An 18059-nucleotide genomic window follows, 5' to 3' on the forward strand; every position below is an offset into this window, starting at 1 on the left:
TTAGAATGAAAGTAAACGGAATGACACATTTTGACATGTCTTTTTATGGTATACTTAGAGGAATAATTTTAACTTTAAAAAGTTATATAATATGGTCTAGATATTTAATAATTTTATCAATTGCAGCCATTTTAATTCTTGGTTATTCTTTAAATAAAGCAATAAAATTCAACTTTAAAAATATCATTATTTTTCCAAACTCTAAAACTAAATTTATTTTATTTCTTGAAACCTACAAATGGCATTTAGTAGCATTTAGTACAATTTTACCATTTATTTTAGCATTAAGTTTAGTATCTCCAAGAACTTCAATATTCTTTATGTATTTTCTAATAATTTTTATAGTAACTTTTTTTTATAAAATTATTTTTAATACTACTAATAATATAAATGCAATTAATAATATTAATTTCTTACTTGTTGTATTAGGTTTGTTTTTAATTAATTTATCAGTTACAATTACTGATTATAATTCTGGAAAAATTTTAAAATCTACAATTGTTTTAAGAGAAAAAAAATTAAAAAATGCAAGAAATAAAGAAGTTGCAATAAAATTAATTGATAAAAATTTATTAAATCATTGTTACATATTTACCGATTTTCAATTGCACGAAATTAATAATACCAAATGGATTAGAGAACGTCAAGAAGAATATTTTGGCATTAAAAAAATTATTGTAATTGAATAATTAATTCTAAATTCTTAAAAAAATGATTCTAATATCAGTAATAATTCCGGTTTACAACGCTCAACAATATCTTGCAGATTGTATAAAATCATTATTGGCGCAAACCTTAACTAGATGTGAATTTATATTTGTTAACGATGGCTCAACAGATCAAAGTAAAGAAATTATTGAATCTTTTCAAGCTCAAGACAATAGAATTAGTATAGTTAATCAAGAAAATAAAGGTGTTAGTAGCGCTAGAAATGCTGGAATTGAAAAGGCAATTGGCGCTTATTTAAGTTTTATTGATGCAGATGATTATATTAATAAAAATTTTCTAAATTATCTCTACACAATGGTAGATATATCTAAAGTCAATATCGTAGTGTCTAATATGAGTATCGATAAAAACGAAATAATTACTAAAAATGAATCTATTTTTAGGATTGATAAAATTTATTTATATAAAGAAATTCAAACTATAATTTTACCCTATTTTTTAGAAAAAGATTTACTAAATACCGCTTGCACCAATTTGTACAATACCAGTTTTATTAAATCTAATGACATTAAATTTCCAGTAAATGTTATTAATGGAGAAGACGGATTGTTTAATATTCAAGCATTTAACAAAGTTAAATCAGTTTTGTTTTTAGATTATAACGGTTACTTTTATAGAGAAGTTGCCAATAGCGCTACTAGAAACAGTATTAAAATTGATTATTTTAAAATAGCTTTAGAAAAATTTAATATCAATTATAAAAAAGAGTTTAATGTAAATGTAAACGAAACAGAAGTTTTAGAATATAAATCTATACGATTAATAAATACAGTGGTTTCTTTAATTCCTATTTATTTTAATTCTAAAAAATCTTTTATATTTAAATACAAATATATCGCTTCGATGATTGGCAATAATAATGTACAATTAGCGATAAAAAATTATTGGGAAATACTGTATTCTAGTGAAAATAAATACAACAAATATTTGTTAAAATGCATCAAAAATAAATCAGTACTTTTACTTTTTTTAGCAATAAGTTACAGCAATTATAAAAATAAATAATTCAGCACTAATGAAAATTTTAATGTTTTTCCATGGCGGAAGTTTAAATAGAGGTTGCGAAGCAATAGTAAGATCTGGCGTTGCATTAATTAAAAATGAAAATCCAAATGCAATTGTAGATTTAGCATCAATGCAACCAGAAACCGATACAATAATTCCACTTATAGACAACATTTATTTTGATCAATACAAACCTATAAAAAAGTTTTCTGCAAAATGGTTTGTAAATGCGCTACAAATAAAAATTTTTAAAAATGAACGGTATGCATTTCAACAAGTGCATCGCGAAATTATAAAACACATTCCCAACTATGATATTATGCTTTCTATTGGTGGCGATAATTATTGTTATGGAGAACAACCTGGCGTTTATGAAATTGATAGAAGCATAAAAAAAGCAGGAAAAAAATTAGTACTTTGGGGTGCATCTATTGGCGATGAAGATTTATCACCTACTAAAATAGAAGATTTAAAATCGTTTGATTTAATACTTGCAAGAGAAAGTTTAACCTTCGAAATTTTAAAAAAAAATGGTGTAGAAAATGTTAAGCTTTGCGCAGATGGAGCTTTTACCATGCAAAAAGAAGAATTACCATTGCCTGATGGTTGGCAAGTTTCTAACACTTTGGGCTTTAATTTTAGTCCTTTAGTTTATAATAAAAATAAAGGTTCTAGAGATGCAGCATTCAATTTAGTGCAACATATTTTAGATACAACCGATATGACAATTGCTTTTACACCTCATGTAATTGAAAAAGGAAATGACGATTACCAATGTTTATTAGAATTTTACAATCACTTTAAAGCAACAGAAAGAGTTTTATTGTTGCCAAATAATCTTAATGCAATTCAATACAAAGGTTATATTGCCAGAATGCGATTTTTTATAGGAGCAAGAACTCATGCTACAATAGCTGCTTATTCATCATTAATTCCAACAATGGTTTTAGGTTACAGCATAAAATCTAAAGGGATTTCTAAAGATATTTTTGGCGAAGAAAAATTAGTTTTAAGCATTAAAGACATTTCAGACAGTAAAAAAATGATTGAAAAATTTGAAGAAATGAAGCGTGAAGAAAAAGAGCTCATCTTAAAATTGGCAAACAGCATTCCAGAAATTAAAAAAATGTCTAAAAAAGCGGCGCAGTATCTTTTTGAAATTTAATATAATGAAAAAAAATATAGTATTTGTAATTCCAAGTCTTACTGCTGGTGGCGCAGAAAAAAGCTTAGTGAATCTGTTAAATACTATAAACTATTCTAACTATAATGTTGATTTAGTATTGCTTCATAAAAAAGGAATTTTTCTTTCTATGCTTCCAAAAGAGGTTACCGTTTTAGATTTGAATTCTAATTATAAAACATTTTGCAAAGAATTAATTATCTCTTGTTTCCACTTTTTAATTCAAGGAAAATTAAGTTTAATCTATCATAGAATTTTATTTTTTGCAAAGAATAAATTTCAAAAAAATAAAGCTGTTGCCGAACAAAATTCTTGGCAAAACATTCAAAAATCTTTAAATAAATTGCCTAATAAATATGATGCAGCAATTGGTTTTTTAGAAAAATCTTCCATCTATTTTACTGTTGATAAAATTGATGCTAAGGTTAAAATAGGTTGGATTCATACAACTTATTCTAGCTCTGGAATGAACTATAAATTTGATATGCTTTATTTTGAAAAATGCAACGCAATTATTGCAGTTTCGCCAGATTGTGAAGCCGATTTAAAAAATAATTTCCCAACATTAAAAAACAAATTTAAAACTATTTACAACATAGTTTCTTCAACAACAATTCATAACTTATCTGATAAAAATAATGATGATTTACTATTTTTAAATTCTGAAAATTCAATTGTAACCGTTGCCAGATTAAGTCCAGAAAAAGGAATTGATTTAGCAGTAGAAGCAAGTAAAATTTTACTAGAAAAAAACTTAAATTTTAAATGGTTTGTAATTGGCGATGGACAAGAAAGAGAAAATTTAGAAATTAAAATTAAATCCTATAATCTTCAAAATCACTTTTATTTAATTGGCTTAAAGCAAAATCCTTATCCTTATTTAAAATCGTGTACTTTATATGTACAACCATCACAATATGAAGGAAAATCAATGGCAATTGAAGAAGCCAAAATTCTTTGTAAACCAATAATAGTTACTAATTTTACAACTGCCAAAGATCAAATAAATAATTCTGTAAACGGAATTATAGCACAAATGAATCAAGAATCCCTTGCAAATGAAATTTTAGAAGTACTGCAAAATAAAAAATTGCAAGAAAAATTAAGTTTAAATTTGTCTAAAGAAAGATTGGGTACAGAAGATGAAATTAATAAGTTATATGAAATTATAAATGAGTAACAACAAAAAAAATATTATAATTATAATGAATAATTTGCGAGTTGGAGGAGCAGAAAAAGCATTAATTTCTCTCTTGCAAACATTTGATTATTCATTGTATAATATTGATTTATTATTGTTTAAAAAAGAAGGATTGTTTCTCAATCAAGTTCCTAAAGAAGTTGCAATTTTAGAGGAACCATCAGAATATAAATTTTTCGATATGTCATTTATAAAAGCTATTTTAAACGCTTTAAAACTTTTAAGATTTGATATTGTAATTAACAGAATTGCAATGGCTTATTTATTTAAAACTGAAAAAAACGTAGCCATTAGAGAACAAAAACTTTGGAAGTTTCTTGGAAAATGTTTAAGTCCAGTTTGTAAAAAATATGATATGGCAATAGGTTTTTTAGAGAAAACACCCAATTATTTTTGTGCAGATAAAGTTACAGCTGCAGTAAAAATAGGTTTTGTAAACAACGATTATGAAAAACTAGAAATGAATCCCAAACTTGATTATGATTGTTTTAATAAACTTAATTATATTGCAACAGTATCTGAAGAATGTTTGGCTGCATTACAAAGAAGTTTTCCAAATTATTTAGATAAGTTACTAGTTATAGGAAATATTTCTACACCAAGATTAATTTTAAAACTTGCAGATGAAACTATTGAACCATTACATTCTGGATTAAAGTTAATTACTCTTGGAAGATTAGCACCACAAAAAGGATATGATTTATTAGTTGATGCTGCCCATATTTTAAAACAAAAAAACATCAATTTTAAATGGTATATTTTAGGAATTGGCGAATTGCAAGAGGAGTTAAATTCTCAAATTTTAAAATTTAATTTACAAGATGAAATTGTTTTTTTAGGATTAAAAGAAAATCCTTATCCCTATATAAAACAAGCCGATATTTACGTTCAACCATCACGATTTGAAGGAAAATCGTTAGCAATTGACGAAGCTAAAATTTTGCATAAACCTATAATTGTTACCAATTTTTCTACGGCTAAAGATCAAATTATTTCTAATGAAAATGGTCTAATTGTAGCAATGAATTCGGATGCAATTACCAACGGAATTTTAAAATTGCAAAACGATGGTGACCTTCAAAATAAATTTATTGAAAATTTATCTAAAGAAAAAATGGGTAATGAATCTGAAATTGAAAAAATTTATACTTTAATTAAATGATAAAATTTTTACAATTATGGAATTAAATTCTATAGTTGTATGGTTTTTATAATTTTTATAAAATGACACTACCAACACTACTTTTACTAATTCTAATTTTTTTACTATTTATTATAGTTTTAATTGATATTTTTCCACAATTGTATACATGGCAAAGTCGCATCCATATTGGTAGAATTACTGATAAAGAAATTTGGAAAAATAAAATAATGCAAAAGTCGCTAGCTTGGATAACAGCTATGCCAACAATAAAACTTACTGACAATTCTAGACTGATAATTATTGATATTCTTAAAGGAAATTATAAACGAACCGCAATTCAAAGTTGGCAAGAAGCGTCATTATTATTAGGATTAACAGCATATTATAAAACTACTAAAAATGCTAAGACCAAAACAAAAATAGACACTTTTGTAAATTCTAAAATTGATGCCAACGGAAATTGGAAAAAGCAACCCACAGAAATTGACGAAGTAATTTTAGCTTATGCAATTATAAATATTCCTTGGATAGATCATGAAAAATTCAAACAAAGTTATGATGTAATTTATAATTTAATTATGAATTTAAAAGGAATTGATGGAACAGTTGCCTACAAAAAACACAATACCAATTATAGATTTGTAGATACAATTGGATTTATTTGTCCTTTTTTAATTAATTATGGTGTTAAATTTAATAACAACGAAGCTGTAGAGTTGAGCGTTAAACAAATTACTACTTATAACCATTTAGGAATGTTGCAAAATACTTTTTTACCTTGTCATACCTATAATATAAATTCAAAATTACCAGTTGGATTATTTGGTTGGGGAAGAGGTTTGGGTTGGTATGCTATTGGACTTATAGATTCTTACACAGCTTTACCAACTAATAATAGTAACAAAAAAATATTAGAAGGAAGTATTGTTCAATTTGCAAAAACAGCAATACAATTTCAAAACGAAAACGGAAGCTGGTCTTGGATTGTTTCTCAAAATGAATCTAGACAAGATTCATCTACAACAGCAACATTGGCATGGTTTTTAGAAAATGCTGCAACAATAGAAGAAATTTCTTTAGATTGTAAAAATGCTAAAAACAAAGCAATTAAATACTTAATGCAAGTAACAAGAAGAGATGGCGCTATAGATTTTTCTCAAGGAGATACAAAAGCAATAGGAATTCATTCGCAAGAATTTAATATTTTACCTTTTACTCAAGGTTTTACTTTACGTGTTTCTTGTAAATAAATTTTTATTTTTTAAACTTCTGTGTTAGAATTTCTCTTTTAAAAGTTATTATCTTTTTTTTTACAAAACCAATTTTAAATAAATATATTTGTTAAAATTTTCTAAAATTTACAAATGCTTTTTAATTCTATAAATTTTGCAATTTTCCTACCAATAGTATTTTTATTATATTGGTTTGTTTTCAATAATAATTACAAAAGTCAAAATATATTATTACTAGTTTCAAGTTATTTTTTCTATGCTTGTTGGGATTATCGATTTCTATTTTTATTAGTTTTTTCAACATTATTAGATTATTTTACTGGTTTAAAAATGTTTGAAGCAAAAAATGTTAAATTAAAAAAATTCTGGTTTTGGCTAAGTATAGGTATTAATTTAGGTTTTTTGGGTTTTTTTAAATATTATAATTTCTTTATAACATCATTTACAGAAGCAATTGCTAATTTAGGATTACATATAGACATTTGGACATTAAAAGTTATTTTGCCAGTAGGAATTTCTTTTTATACCTTTCATGGATTGTCTTATGTGATAGACATATATTATGATAGAATAAAACCAGAAAAAAACTTTATAGATTATTCAGTTTTTGTAAGTTTCTTTCCACTACTTGTTGCTGGACCAATTGAAAGAGCAACACATTTGTTACCACAAATTCAGCGAGAACGAAAGTTTAATTATCAAACTGCCGTAGATGGTTTAAGACAAATACTTTGGGGTTTGTTTAAAAAAATTGTTATTGCAGACAATTGCGCAGAATATGCCAATTTAATTTTTAATGATTCAGCCAATCAATCTGGAAGTACTCTTATTCTTGGTGCTTTATTTTTTACTTTTCAAATTTATTGTGACTTCTCTGGCTATTCAGATATCGCTTTGGGTGTTGCTAGATTATTTGGTATAGATTTATTAAAAAACTTTGCATTTCCTTATTTTTCAAGAGATATCGCCGAGTTTTGGCGTAGATGGCACATTTCACTTTCTACTTGGTTTAGAGATTATTTATATATTCCGCTTGGAGGAAGCAAAGGTGGAACTTGGATGAAAGTTAGAAATACATTTATTATATTTTTAGTTAGTGGTTTTTGGCATGGTGCTAATTGGACCTTTGTTATTTGGGGTTTATTAAATGCTATTTATTTTTTACCATTACTATTATTAAAAACTAATAGAACCAATATTGGTACTGTGGCCGAAGGTAACTTTTTTCCAACATTTAAAGAGTTTACAAGTATGGCAATTACATTTACTTTAACTATGTTAGCATGGATATTCTTTAGAGCCAATTCTGTTACTCATGCACTAACTTACCTAAGTGATATTTTTAAACCATCATTATTTTCTAAACCATCTTATTTTCCAATTTCAATATTTATACTACTATTGTTTTTTATATTAATTGAATGGATGGGAAGAGAACAACAATATGCTTTGGCAAAACTGGGATTTAATTGGCCTAAACAACTACGTTTATCATTTTATTATTTATTAATTGTTTTAATATTAGTATTTATGGGTAAAGAACAAGAATTTATATATTTTCAATTTTAAATAATTATGAAAAAGTTTATATTAAAATTATTCTTTTTTTTATCAATATTTGTGCTCTTGTATGTATCTTTAAATAGTTATGCCAAAATTGCTGTAAAAAATAAAAGTGTTTATAAACTAAGCGATTCTATTAAAATTCTAGTATTAGGTCATTCCCAGCCAGAATGTGCTATTAATGATACAAAAATAAATTCTATTAAAAATTTATCCCAAGGTGGAGAATCTTATTTTTATACTTATTTTAAATTAAAAAAAATTATAGAGGAAAATGTTAATGTCAATAAAGTAATACTTTCTTTTTCTAATAATCAAGTTAAAAAAGAAATGGATAATTGGACTTATGGTGAAAATTACATGCCTAATTTTTATTCTAAATACAATTTTTTGATGCAACAAGACGATATAAATGTATTGATAAAAAACAATTTTAAAACCTTTATTTATTCTGAAAATAAAGCGTTCATTTCTAATTTAAAATTACTGAGTTCATCCAATAAAAATATTTTTGAAAACAGAAATTGGGGTGGATATTTACCGCTAAAAAGAAACAAAGTAGATTCATTATTAAAAATTAAATACTTAAAAAAGTTAAAGTTAAATTCGCAAAACAAAATTTCAAATATTAATTTAATCTATTTAGATTCAATAATAAAATATTGTAAAAACAAGCATGTCAATTTATATTTAATTAGACTTCCAATACAAAAAGATTATTTTAAAATTGATAATGAAGTTCAATTTCAAAAAATTAGAACGAGTAACTATAGAACAATACCTTATTTAGACTTTCATAATTTTCCTTTAAAAAATAATGAATTTGGCGATTTTGATCACTTAAATAGTAATGGTGCATTAAAATTTTCTATTTTTTTAAACACTTTATTTAAAAATGGTTTATTAATAAATGAAAATCCTCAAAAAGTTATTGATAATGAAATAGATAAATTAAAAGAGTATTAATGTTTAAATAACTTCTTATAAATTATTGAAAAAATTCTAAATTCCTACTAAAGTATCCACCGCAATCTTTGCTTCTAATTATTCTACTACTGAAAATTTTACTGCTAATTCTGTAGAAATATTAAATTAACGTTCACTTTTTTTATAATTAATTCTACACTTTGCGGCTTTGCGTCTTTGCGAGAATACTATTACCTAACAATACAATTCTCAATTTTGCAAAAAAAAATTATAAACTTTGTGCCTTAGCGACATAGTGGCAAAAACCCAAAACACGAAAGCATTTTTTGTTAATAACTATTTTCTTACAGTTAAAATACTAAACTATTTTTAAATAACTTTAACAAACTGAAAACCAGTTGTATGATTTGTTTAAAAGTAAGAATATTTAAAAATAAAAAACATGTATAAAAAATACTTTATAGTTTTATTACTAATTTACAATTTAGTATCATTTTCACAATGTTACACAAGTGGTGGTTCTACAACTTTTAGAGTTACAATTGTTAGAAAAACAGATGGAACACTATGGGCTATTGGCAATAACCAATTTGGTGTATTAGGAAATAATGTACCTGCATCAACAACTTATAATTCCTATACTCAAATAGGAACAGACAATGATTGGAGTGATAGTTTCAGTGTATCAGATCATGTATTAGCCATTAAAAATAATGGTACTTTATGGTCTTGGGGACAGAATACTTCTAAACAATGTGGCTTAGATAATGATATTAACATTTTTACACCAACACAGGTTGGTATTGATACCAATTGGGTTGCGGTCTCAACAGGAGGTGTTTACTCATTAGCTTTAAAGTCTAATGGTACTTTGTGGGCTTGGGGAAATAATATAAATCAAACATTAGGAATTAATGATGATACTGTATTTTTTCAAGGCACACCAATACAAGTAGGCACAGCTACAGACTGGGCTAAAATTTATGCTGGCAAAACCGTTTCATTTGGTATAAAAACCAATAACACCTTGTGGTCTTGGGGTAATACGCAATTAACATTAAGACAGCAAAATTTTGGGTATCCACTACAGGCAACTACAGACACTGATTGGGAAAAAATATCAAATAATGCAGCACACATAACAGCACTCAAAACCAACCATTCGCTTTGGTATTGGGGTCAAAATTATCATGGCTTGGCAGCAAATGGTGTTGCTGGTAATTTTGTAGCATTAAATCCAATACAAATAACCACAAGTACAGATTGGTTAGATGTTGAAACTAACGGATTTAATACTATAGCATTAAAAAATAATGGTACGCTTTGGTCATGGGGCACTAACGGTTATGGTAATTTTGGTAATAACAACACAACTAATTCTTATGTACCCATTCAAGTAGGTACAGATACCAATTGGTTAAAAATTTTTGAACAATCTGAATATGTACGTTCAGCGATTAAACAAAACAACTCCTTATATTCTTGGGGTTTACAACCAGCTAATGTTTTTGATAACAATACCACTAATGTTAAATATGTACCCACTTTAATAGGTAGTGAATGTTTATTAAATAATGCAAGTTTTGATGAGAATAATAAAATTTCACTGTACCCAAATCCTGTAATTAACTCCTTTAAAGTTACTTTTAACGAAACTATAAATGCTAATGTTATTGTAAAAATAACAACATTATTAGGTAAAACTATACTTGTAAAAAATAGTATTTTAAAAAATAATAACGAATTAGAAGTAGATGTTTCAGAGCTTAATGCTGGTATGTATATACTAACCATTAATTATAATGACGAAATTATAAATACTAAAATTATTAAAAAGTAACCCTTTAAAATTAATAAATATGAAAGTAAATTTAAAAATTAAGATTTTTGTTGTTCTGTTATGTTTTGGATGTAATTTTCTGTTTTCCCAAAATTTAATTAGAGATGGCTATTTTTGTGGTCAATATTCCAACATTTTTATGTCATCACCAGTTGCTGGGCAAGCTATTGGAAGTACCTATACTGGTCCAGATTTACCTGCTCAAGCTTACAGGCAATATAAATGGAATACAACTACCCAAGCATATGAGCTAATACCAGAATCTGAAATAATGATGCCAGGAATTGGCTATATTGAAACTACTGGTGGAAATGGTAATTTTGGACAAAATCTTCCTAATGTTGAATATAAACAAACTTATGCAGGTGTACAGAATAATGGAACTATTACTGTACCAATTGTGGGTAACAATCAATTAAATTTATTGGGCAATCCATACCCAGATCATTTAGATTTAGATTCATTTTTATTAGATCCTGTTAATTTAAATGTTGTTAATGGTAGTATTTATTTATGGACTCACAATACCAATGCAAGTGGTTCTAATCCTGGACCATCGCCACTAAATTTTTCAACAAGTGATTATGCTATTTATAATATTCTTGGTGGCGTTAGAGCTGGCAGAAATAATGTCTCGCTTTCTAATATTAATGATACTAATAACTCTTTTATACCTAATGGTAAATTACAATTTGGTACTGGTTTTTTTATTGTAGGAACTGGCGGTGGTTAAGCACAATTTACTAATGCTATGCGTTTGGCAAATGTAAATCCAGCAGACCAGCAATCTTTTAAAGGTAATCCCATTCAATCTTTAATAACACCGCCATCAAGAAGTAGAATTTGGATTAGTCTTCAACAAGGAACTGATATTTCTTCATTAACGGCTCCATTAAAACAAACATTATTAGGTTATGCAACTGGTGCAACTGATGGAGCAACCGATAGAAATTTTGATTCACCAGCAATAACCCCAATTACAAACTCAATTATTGATGTATATTCTATTGCGCCAGCAACTACTACAAAACTAGCCATTCAAGGAAAAAACTTATTATCAAGTTTTAATTTTAATGATTTTTTTCAATTGGGATTTTCTGCACCTGCAGGAGCACATACTTTTACAGGAATAGGTGATGGTTTATTTAATGGTGGTCAAGGCGCAGTTCAATATTTTATATTTGATGCATCTAATAATTCTATTAATTCATTGCCATATACTTTCACATTAAGCGTAGCAGAGTCTAATAATGTTACAAGATTTAGAGTTGTATTTAAAGCAATTTTAACACAATTGCAAGCGTCTCAATGTGGTGTAACAATAGCTAAAATAAATACTGAAGTTTTTGCAGACAACGTTTCAGGCGCAAATAGATATAGATGGCGATTTGTAAGTCCTAATAATTTACCTAATACGCAGTTAGAAACTCTACTAAGACGTTTTACATTTACTGAGTTAGAAAATCTGGCTTCTGGTTATGTGTTATATAATACAACCTATCAAGTACAAGCAGCTTCAAGAATAAATGGTATTTGGCAACCTTATGGACCAATATGTAATGTAACAACACCATCTATTCCAATTGCTAATGTAAATTGTACAATTGTCACAAGTAGTAATATTTATTTAACGACAAATCCTGGCCAAGCTGTTACAAATCAACCGAGTCCATTTAATACTAATTATAGGTTTAGATTGAGAAGAAATGGTTCGAATGATCTATTTTACACTAATGGGATTATAGGATTTGCTCAATGTCAATTAAAGTCAAGCTTTTTTATAGATCCTAGCGGTATAAACGTTTTGTTACCTTCAACTCAGTATAACATATCAGTTGCTCTAATAATAAATAATACACAAATAGGAAATTATGGTCCAGAATGTTCAATAACAACTCCTGGAAATGTAAATAAATTATCAGTTTACAACGGTTACAATACAATAAATAATTTTGCAATTGCAAATCCAAACCCATTTACAAATAATTTTAATTTAAAACTGGCAAACCTGAACAATGAGGCCGTTGAATTTAAAATATATGATATGTTTGGTAAACTAGTTGATAGCTTTAATATTATTGATTCTGAAATAGAAAATTTAGAAATTGGGAATAATTATAATTCTGGAATTTACAACATAGTAATTTCTAGCTCTGATAATATCTTTACCCAAAGAATTATAAAAAAATAAATAAAAGCAATTTTTAATAAGGATGTTTAAATTTTAAACATCCTTTTTTTATGATAATAATTTTGCTTAGATATATTTGTTTAATGATTAAAATTAAATAATATTTTAAAATAAATTTACTTAATTTGTATAAATTTATATTTTTTGGGTAGGATGATAAATTGTAAATTTAAAACTATACTTTTGAAATGTAAATATTAAGTTATCAAATTTATTATTTTTAAATTCACTTATTATATATATGGCTACTAATGAAAGCGAAAATCAGGTTTGGACAGAAGAAATAAAATCTGAAAATTCTTTACTCTCAATAAATTATAAAGAAGTTTGGAGCTATAGAGATTTATTGTATATGCTTGTAAAAAGAGATTTTATAACATTTTATAAGCAAACAATATTAGGTCCTTTATGGTTTATTATTCAACCTATACTAACTATGTTAATATATGTTTTACTATTTGGTCAAGTTGCAAAATTATCTACAGATGGTATGCCACAAATTCCATTTTATTTGTGCGGAATCACAATATGGAATTATTTTTCAGAATGTTTAACTAAAACTTCTACTGTGTTTAAAGATAATGCGAGTGTATTTGGAAAAGTTTATTTTCCAAGATTAATAATGCCTTTATCAATAATTTTTTCAGGATTAATGAAATTTGGAATACAATTTGGGTTATTTATATTAATAATTTTATATTATACATTTGTTGAATATCAAATTAGACCAAATCTTTGGATTTTTTTAACTCCTTTATTAGTTCTTTTAATGGCTACTTTTGCTTTAGGTCTAGGAATGATTTTTTCCTCACTGACAACAAAGTATAAAGATTTAGTTTTTTTGTTAACGTTCGGAATTCAGCTTTTTATGTATGCAACACCTGTTGTATATCCAGCATCTGCAATGCCAGAAAAATTTAAATTCTTAAATGATTATAACCCTCTTTCTGGAATATTTGAATGTTTTAGGTATGCTTATTTAGGTACAGGAAATTTTAATCCAAGTAATTTAATTTTCAGTACATTATCAATATTTACATTATTAATATTTGGTGTAATAATTTTTAATAAAGTTGAAAAAAGTTTTATGGATACAGTATAAATTATGAGTAAATTATCAATAAAAGCAGAAAACATTTCTAAACAATATAGATTAGGTGAGGTTGGAACAGGAACTTTATCGCATGATTTAAATCGTTTTTTAAACAAAATTCGCGGAAAAGAAGATCCTTATCTTAAAATTGGTGTTGAAAATGATAGAAATTTAAAGGCAACTTCAGATTATGTTTGGTCATTAAAAGATATTAATTTTGAAGTTAATCAAGGTGATGCAGTTGGAATAATTGGTAGAAATGGTGCAGGTAAAAGTACTTTACTAAAGCTTTTAAGCAAAGTAACAAAACCTACAACTGGCAGTTTTAAAGTGAATGGAAGGATTTCATCACTACTTGAAGTTGGTACTGGTTTTAATCCAGAAATGACAGGTAAAGAAAACATCTACTTAAATGGCGCAATTTTGGGAATGCGTAAACAGGAAATTAATAGAAAATTTGACGAGATACTTGATTTTTCTGGTGTAGAACGATATGTTGATACACCTGTAAAAAGATATTCTTCTGGAATGTATGTTAGATTAGCTTTTGCAGTTGCAGCTCACTTGGAATCTGAAATATTAATCGTTGACGAAGTTTTGGCCGTTGGTGATGCAGAGTTTCAAAGAAAGTGTCTAGGTAAAATGGGTGATGTAAGTAGCAAAGAAGGTAGAACAGTATTATTTGTTAGTCACAACATGGGTGCAGTTAAAAGTTTATGTAATAATGGTATTTTATTAAACAAAGGAAAAATTGAAACTTTTGGTAATGTTGATGAGTGCGTCAGTATTTATTTAAATGGCGGACTTGAAAAACAATTAAATACAGTTTATTATGATCATATAAATGTTCCAAATGTTTTTAAGTTAAATAAAATCTCAATTCAATGTATTGATAATTTAAATGAAGAATTAATTTTTGAAGATAAAGAAATAGAAATATGTACAGAAATTTTTATGCACTCTAATGAATCTGAAAAATATCATTTAACATATCATTTATTAAATGAATATGGAGAAGCATTATTTTCAATTACTAGCACATCAAATGTAAATTTAAAATCAGGAAAAAATAATTTAATTTGTAAATTTCCAAAATCTTTCTTTCAATCAGGAAGTTTCTTTTTATCTATTTTTATTGTGTTTGATAAAAGAGTACCAATATTTGTTGAAAAAAGTGTATTTTCGTTTAACATTGTTAATGGAAATAAAGATTTAGGTGTTTTTATGGGTCGTGAACCAGGATTTATTAGGCCAACCTTTGAATGGAAAAATATATAATATGATTAATGTAACTAAAACTTATTTCCCACCAATTGAGGAATATCAAAAACAGTTAAAAAGAATATGGGAGAACCAATGGTTAACTAATCGCGGAGAATTAGTTTTGGAATTAGAAGATAAATTAAAAAATCTTTTAAATGTTAACCACATTATATTAATGACTAATGGTACAATTCCTTTACAGATAGCATTAAAAATTTTAGCAAATAATGGAGAAATAATTACAACACCTTTTAGTTATATAGCCACTACTTCATCTATACTTTGGGAAAACTGTAAACCAGTTTTTGTTGATATTCATTCAGAATATTTAACAATAGACGAAACTAAAATAGAACAAGCAATTACAAATAAAACTACTGCAATTTTAGCAACTCATGTTTTTGGCAATCCATGTAATGTAGAAGCAATTGAGCAAATAGCTAAAAAACATAATTTAAAAGTTATTTATGATGCAGCTCATTCATTTGGAGTAAATTATAAAAATAAATCTATTTTTAAATATGGAGATGTAAGTACATGTAGTTTTCATGCAACCAAACTTTTTCATACAGGCGAAGGTGGAGCGATTTTTTGTAATGATAAAGAATTATTTGAAAAACTTTTCTACAGTCATAATTTTGGACATAATGGACCTTTAGGTTTTTATGGACTTGGAATTAATGGTAAAATTTCTGAACTTCAAGCAGCAATGGGTTTAACTGTATTGCCTCATTTTGATGAAATATTAAATTGTAGAAGAAATGCAGTTATTTATTATCAAACCAATTTAATTTTCGATAAAATTAAAAGTATAAGAATTAGAGAAAACACAGATTGGAATTATAGTTATTATCCAATAATATTTGAAAACGAAGCAACTTTATTAAAAGTTCAAAAACATTTGAATCAAGAACAAATTTTCCCAAGACGCTATTTTTATCCATCTTTAAATACAATAAATTACGTTAACCTTGATATTAAAATGCCAATTTCAGAAGATATTGCTTCAAGAATAATTTGTTTACCATTATATAAAGAGTTAGAGATATCTGAGTTAAATAAAATTTGTAATATTATTAATTCTTTATTATGTTAATAGTTGGAGCTAAAGGTTTTGCTAAAGAGATACTAGAAGTACTTTATCAATTAAAATCTCATAAAAATGTTGTTTTTTATGATGATGTAAATATTGATTCGCCAGATAAATTATATGGTGAATTTGAAATACTGAAGTCTATTGAAGAAGCAAAATTATTTTTTAAAGATAATGAACCAATTTTTACAATTGGTGTTGGCAATCCTTTTTTAAGAAAAAAATTATATGATAAATTTATTTCTATTGGAGGAAAATTTAATTCAACAATTAGTCCATTATCTTCAATTGGTCATTTTGGAAATACAATATCAGATGGATGTAATATAATGACCGGAACTAGAATTACCAATGATGTGAAGTTAGGAAAAGGAGCTTTAATAAATTTAAATTGCACAATTGGACATGATAGTATAATTGGAGAATTTGTAGAAATGTCTCCTGGAGTTAATGTTTCAGGTAATTGCATTATAGGAAATTATTGCGTTTTGGGTACTAATGCCACAATTTTACCAAAAATCACAATTGGAACTAATGTAATAATTGGAGCTGGATCGGTGGTTATAAAAGATGTTCCAGACAATTCATTAGTAGTAGGTGTTCCTGCTGTATTTAAAAAAGAATTAAAACCATTACTCTTTTGAAAATAGAAAAAACTCCTATTCTTAGTGTATGTGTTATTACTTACGGACACGAATATTTTATTGAAAAATCATTACAAAGTATTTTAATGCAAGAATGTGATTTTGAATATAATATTATTGTTTGTAACGATAATTCGCCAGATAATACAGAAGATAAAGTTCAAAGTATTCTTAAAAATCACCCTAAATCTTCTTTAATAAAGTATCATAATCATGAAAAAAATATAGGTGCTATGCCCAATTTTTTATTTGCACTTCAAAAATGTAATGGTAAATATATAGCAATTTGTGAAGGTGATGATTATTGGATAGATAAAAATAAAATTCAAAATCAAGTAAGTTTTTTAGAAAACAATAAAGATTACAGTTTATGTTTTACATCAAGAAATGTTATTGATGAAAATGAAAAAGTAATTTCCAAAGAAATATATGAATTTAAAGATTGGACAACTTTAGATATTATTAATGGTATAATTCCTCCAACCCAAACTATTATTTCAAAAAATTTATCAAATGAATTTATAGATTTCTACACCAAACACTTAGGAAGTTTTGGAGCAGATAAACTATATAGTTATTTTTATTCTCAAAAAGGAAAAATTAAATCTTTACCAGACATTACATCTGTATATAGAAATAATGGCTTTGGAATTTGGACAAAACACAATGCTTACAAAAAAATAATTTTGCATATTGATGAATCATTAAAATTTTATAAAATTATTGCTTGTAATAAAAGAGAATTTACCTTATATAAATCAATGTTATTTAGAAGAGTTTTTATAAAATTAAATTTTGAGTTTATTAAGTATCCAGCAAGAACGCTAAAATTATATGTCAAAATAGTTGTTAAATATAAACCTTCCTTAAATTCAATGTTAAAAGCTAGTTATGATTTTTTTAATTATTATTTCAATCTTGTTTTAAAAAAATCATAAATTAGTTTAATTA

At 26.3% G+C, this 18059-nt stretch carries 16 protein-coding genes; all 16 read left to right on the forward strand.

The features are described from left to right. Positions 1 to 689, forward strand: a 689-nt coding sequence (locus ACH2BC_RS01095) for a hypothetical protein (protein ID WP_395052098.1), incomplete at its 5' end; no start/stop codon positions are given. A 22-nt stretch (positions 690 to 711) separates the two neighbouring features. After that, a complete protein-coding gene (locus ACH2BC_RS01100; RefSeq protein WP_395052099.1) occupies positions 712 to 1734 on the forward strand; it encodes a glycosyltransferase family 2 protein in 1023 nt (340 codons plus the stop codon). A gap of 10 nt (positions 1735 to 1744) precedes the next feature. Further along, positions 1745 to 2899 carry a polysaccharide pyruvyl transferase family protein gene (locus ACH2BC_RS01105; RefSeq protein ID WP_395052100.1) on the forward strand — a complete coding sequence of 385 codons (1155 nt, stop codon included), beginning with the start codon at positions 1745 to 1747 and terminating at the stop codon, positions 2897 to 2899. Positions 2900 to 2903: 4 nt separating this feature from the next. Beyond that, positions 2904 to 4097, forward strand: coding sequence for a glycosyltransferase (locus tag ACH2BC_RS01110; protein ID WP_395052101.1), 1194 nt, complete (start codon positions 2904 to 2906; stop codon positions 4095 to 4097). After that, positions 4090 to 5280, forward strand: a complete 1191-nt coding sequence (locus ACH2BC_RS01115; RefSeq protein ID WP_395052102.1) for a glycosyltransferase — start codon at positions 4090 to 4092, stop codon at positions 5278 to 5280. The genes ACH2BC_RS01110 and ACH2BC_RS01115 overlap by 8 nt, the downstream gene beginning before the upstream one ends. A 62-nt stretch (positions 5281 to 5342) precedes the next feature. After that, positions 5343 to 6512 (forward strand): glycoside hydrolase family 88 protein, encoded by a 1170-nt coding sequence (locus tag ACH2BC_RS01120; protein ID WP_395052103.1) that lies wholly within the window; start codon positions 5343 to 5345, stop codon positions 6510 to 6512. A 114-nt stretch (positions 6513 to 6626) separates the two neighbouring features. Beyond that, a complete protein-coding gene (locus ACH2BC_RS01125; RefSeq protein ID WP_395052104.1) occupies positions 6627 to 8063 on the forward strand; it encodes an MBOAT family O-acyltransferase in 1437 nt (478 codons plus the stop codon). A 6-nt stretch (positions 8064 to 8069) separates the two neighbouring features. Continuing rightward, entirely contained in the window at positions 8070 to 9023 is a 954-nt protein-coding gene (locus tag ACH2BC_RS01130) for a hypothetical protein (RefSeq protein WP_395052105.1), read from the forward strand. Between the two features lie 403 nt (positions 9024 to 9426). Beyond that, complete coding sequence (locus tag ACH2BC_RS01135) at positions 9427 to 10824, forward strand: T9SS type A sorting domain-containing protein (RefSeq protein ID WP_395052106.1); 1398 nt, start codon at positions 9427 to 9429, stop codon at positions 10822 to 10824. Between the two features lie 139 nt (positions 10825 to 10963). Then, positions 10964 to 11557, forward strand: coding sequence for a hypothetical protein (locus ACH2BC_RS01140; RefSeq protein ID WP_395052107.1), 594 nt, complete (start codon positions 10964 to 10966; stop codon positions 11555 to 11557). An 18-nt stretch (positions 11558 to 11575) separates the two neighbouring features. After that, a complete protein-coding gene (locus tag ACH2BC_RS01145) occupies positions 11576 to 13015 on the forward strand; it encodes a T9SS type A sorting domain-containing protein (RefSeq protein ID WP_395052108.1) in 1440 nt (479 codons plus the stop codon). Positions 13016 to 13256: 241 nt separating this feature from the next. Continuing rightward, a complete protein-coding gene (locus ACH2BC_RS01150; protein WP_395052109.1) occupies positions 13257 to 14117 on the forward strand; it encodes an ABC transporter permease in 861 nt (286 codons plus the stop codon). A 3-nt stretch (positions 14118 to 14120) separates the two neighbouring features. After that, a complete protein-coding gene (locus tag ACH2BC_RS01155) occupies positions 14121 to 15386 on the forward strand; it encodes an ABC transporter ATP-binding protein (protein WP_395052110.1) in 1266 nt (421 codons plus the stop codon). Position 15387: 1 nt separating this feature from the next. Further along, positions 15388 to 16467, forward strand: coding sequence for a DegT/DnrJ/EryC1/StrS family aminotransferase (locus tag ACH2BC_RS01160; protein WP_395052111.1), 1080 nt, complete (start codon positions 15388 to 15390; stop codon positions 16465 to 16467). After that, the gene (locus ACH2BC_RS01165; RefSeq protein ID WP_395052112.1) at positions 16461 to 17108 is read left to right on the forward strand and encodes an acetyltransferase; all 648 of its coding nucleotides are present in this window, start codon (positions 16461 to 16463) and stop codon (positions 17106 to 17108) included. The genes ACH2BC_RS01160 and ACH2BC_RS01165 overlap by 7 nt, the downstream gene beginning before the upstream one ends. Further along, the gene (locus ACH2BC_RS01170) at positions 17105 to 18046 is read left to right on the forward strand and encodes a glycosyltransferase family 2 protein (RefSeq protein ID WP_395052113.1); all 942 of its coding nucleotides are present in this window, start codon (positions 17105 to 17107) and stop codon (positions 18044 to 18046) included. Before ACH2BC_RS01165 ends, ACH2BC_RS01170 begins: the two co-directional genes overlap by 4 nt. Positions 18047 to 18059: the final 13 nt, after the last annotated feature.

Origin of the sequence: Flavobacterium sp., from assembly GCF_043760115.1 — a bacterium.
GTDB lineage: Bacteria > Bacteroidota > Bacteroidia > Flavobacteriales > Flavobacteriaceae > Flavobacterium.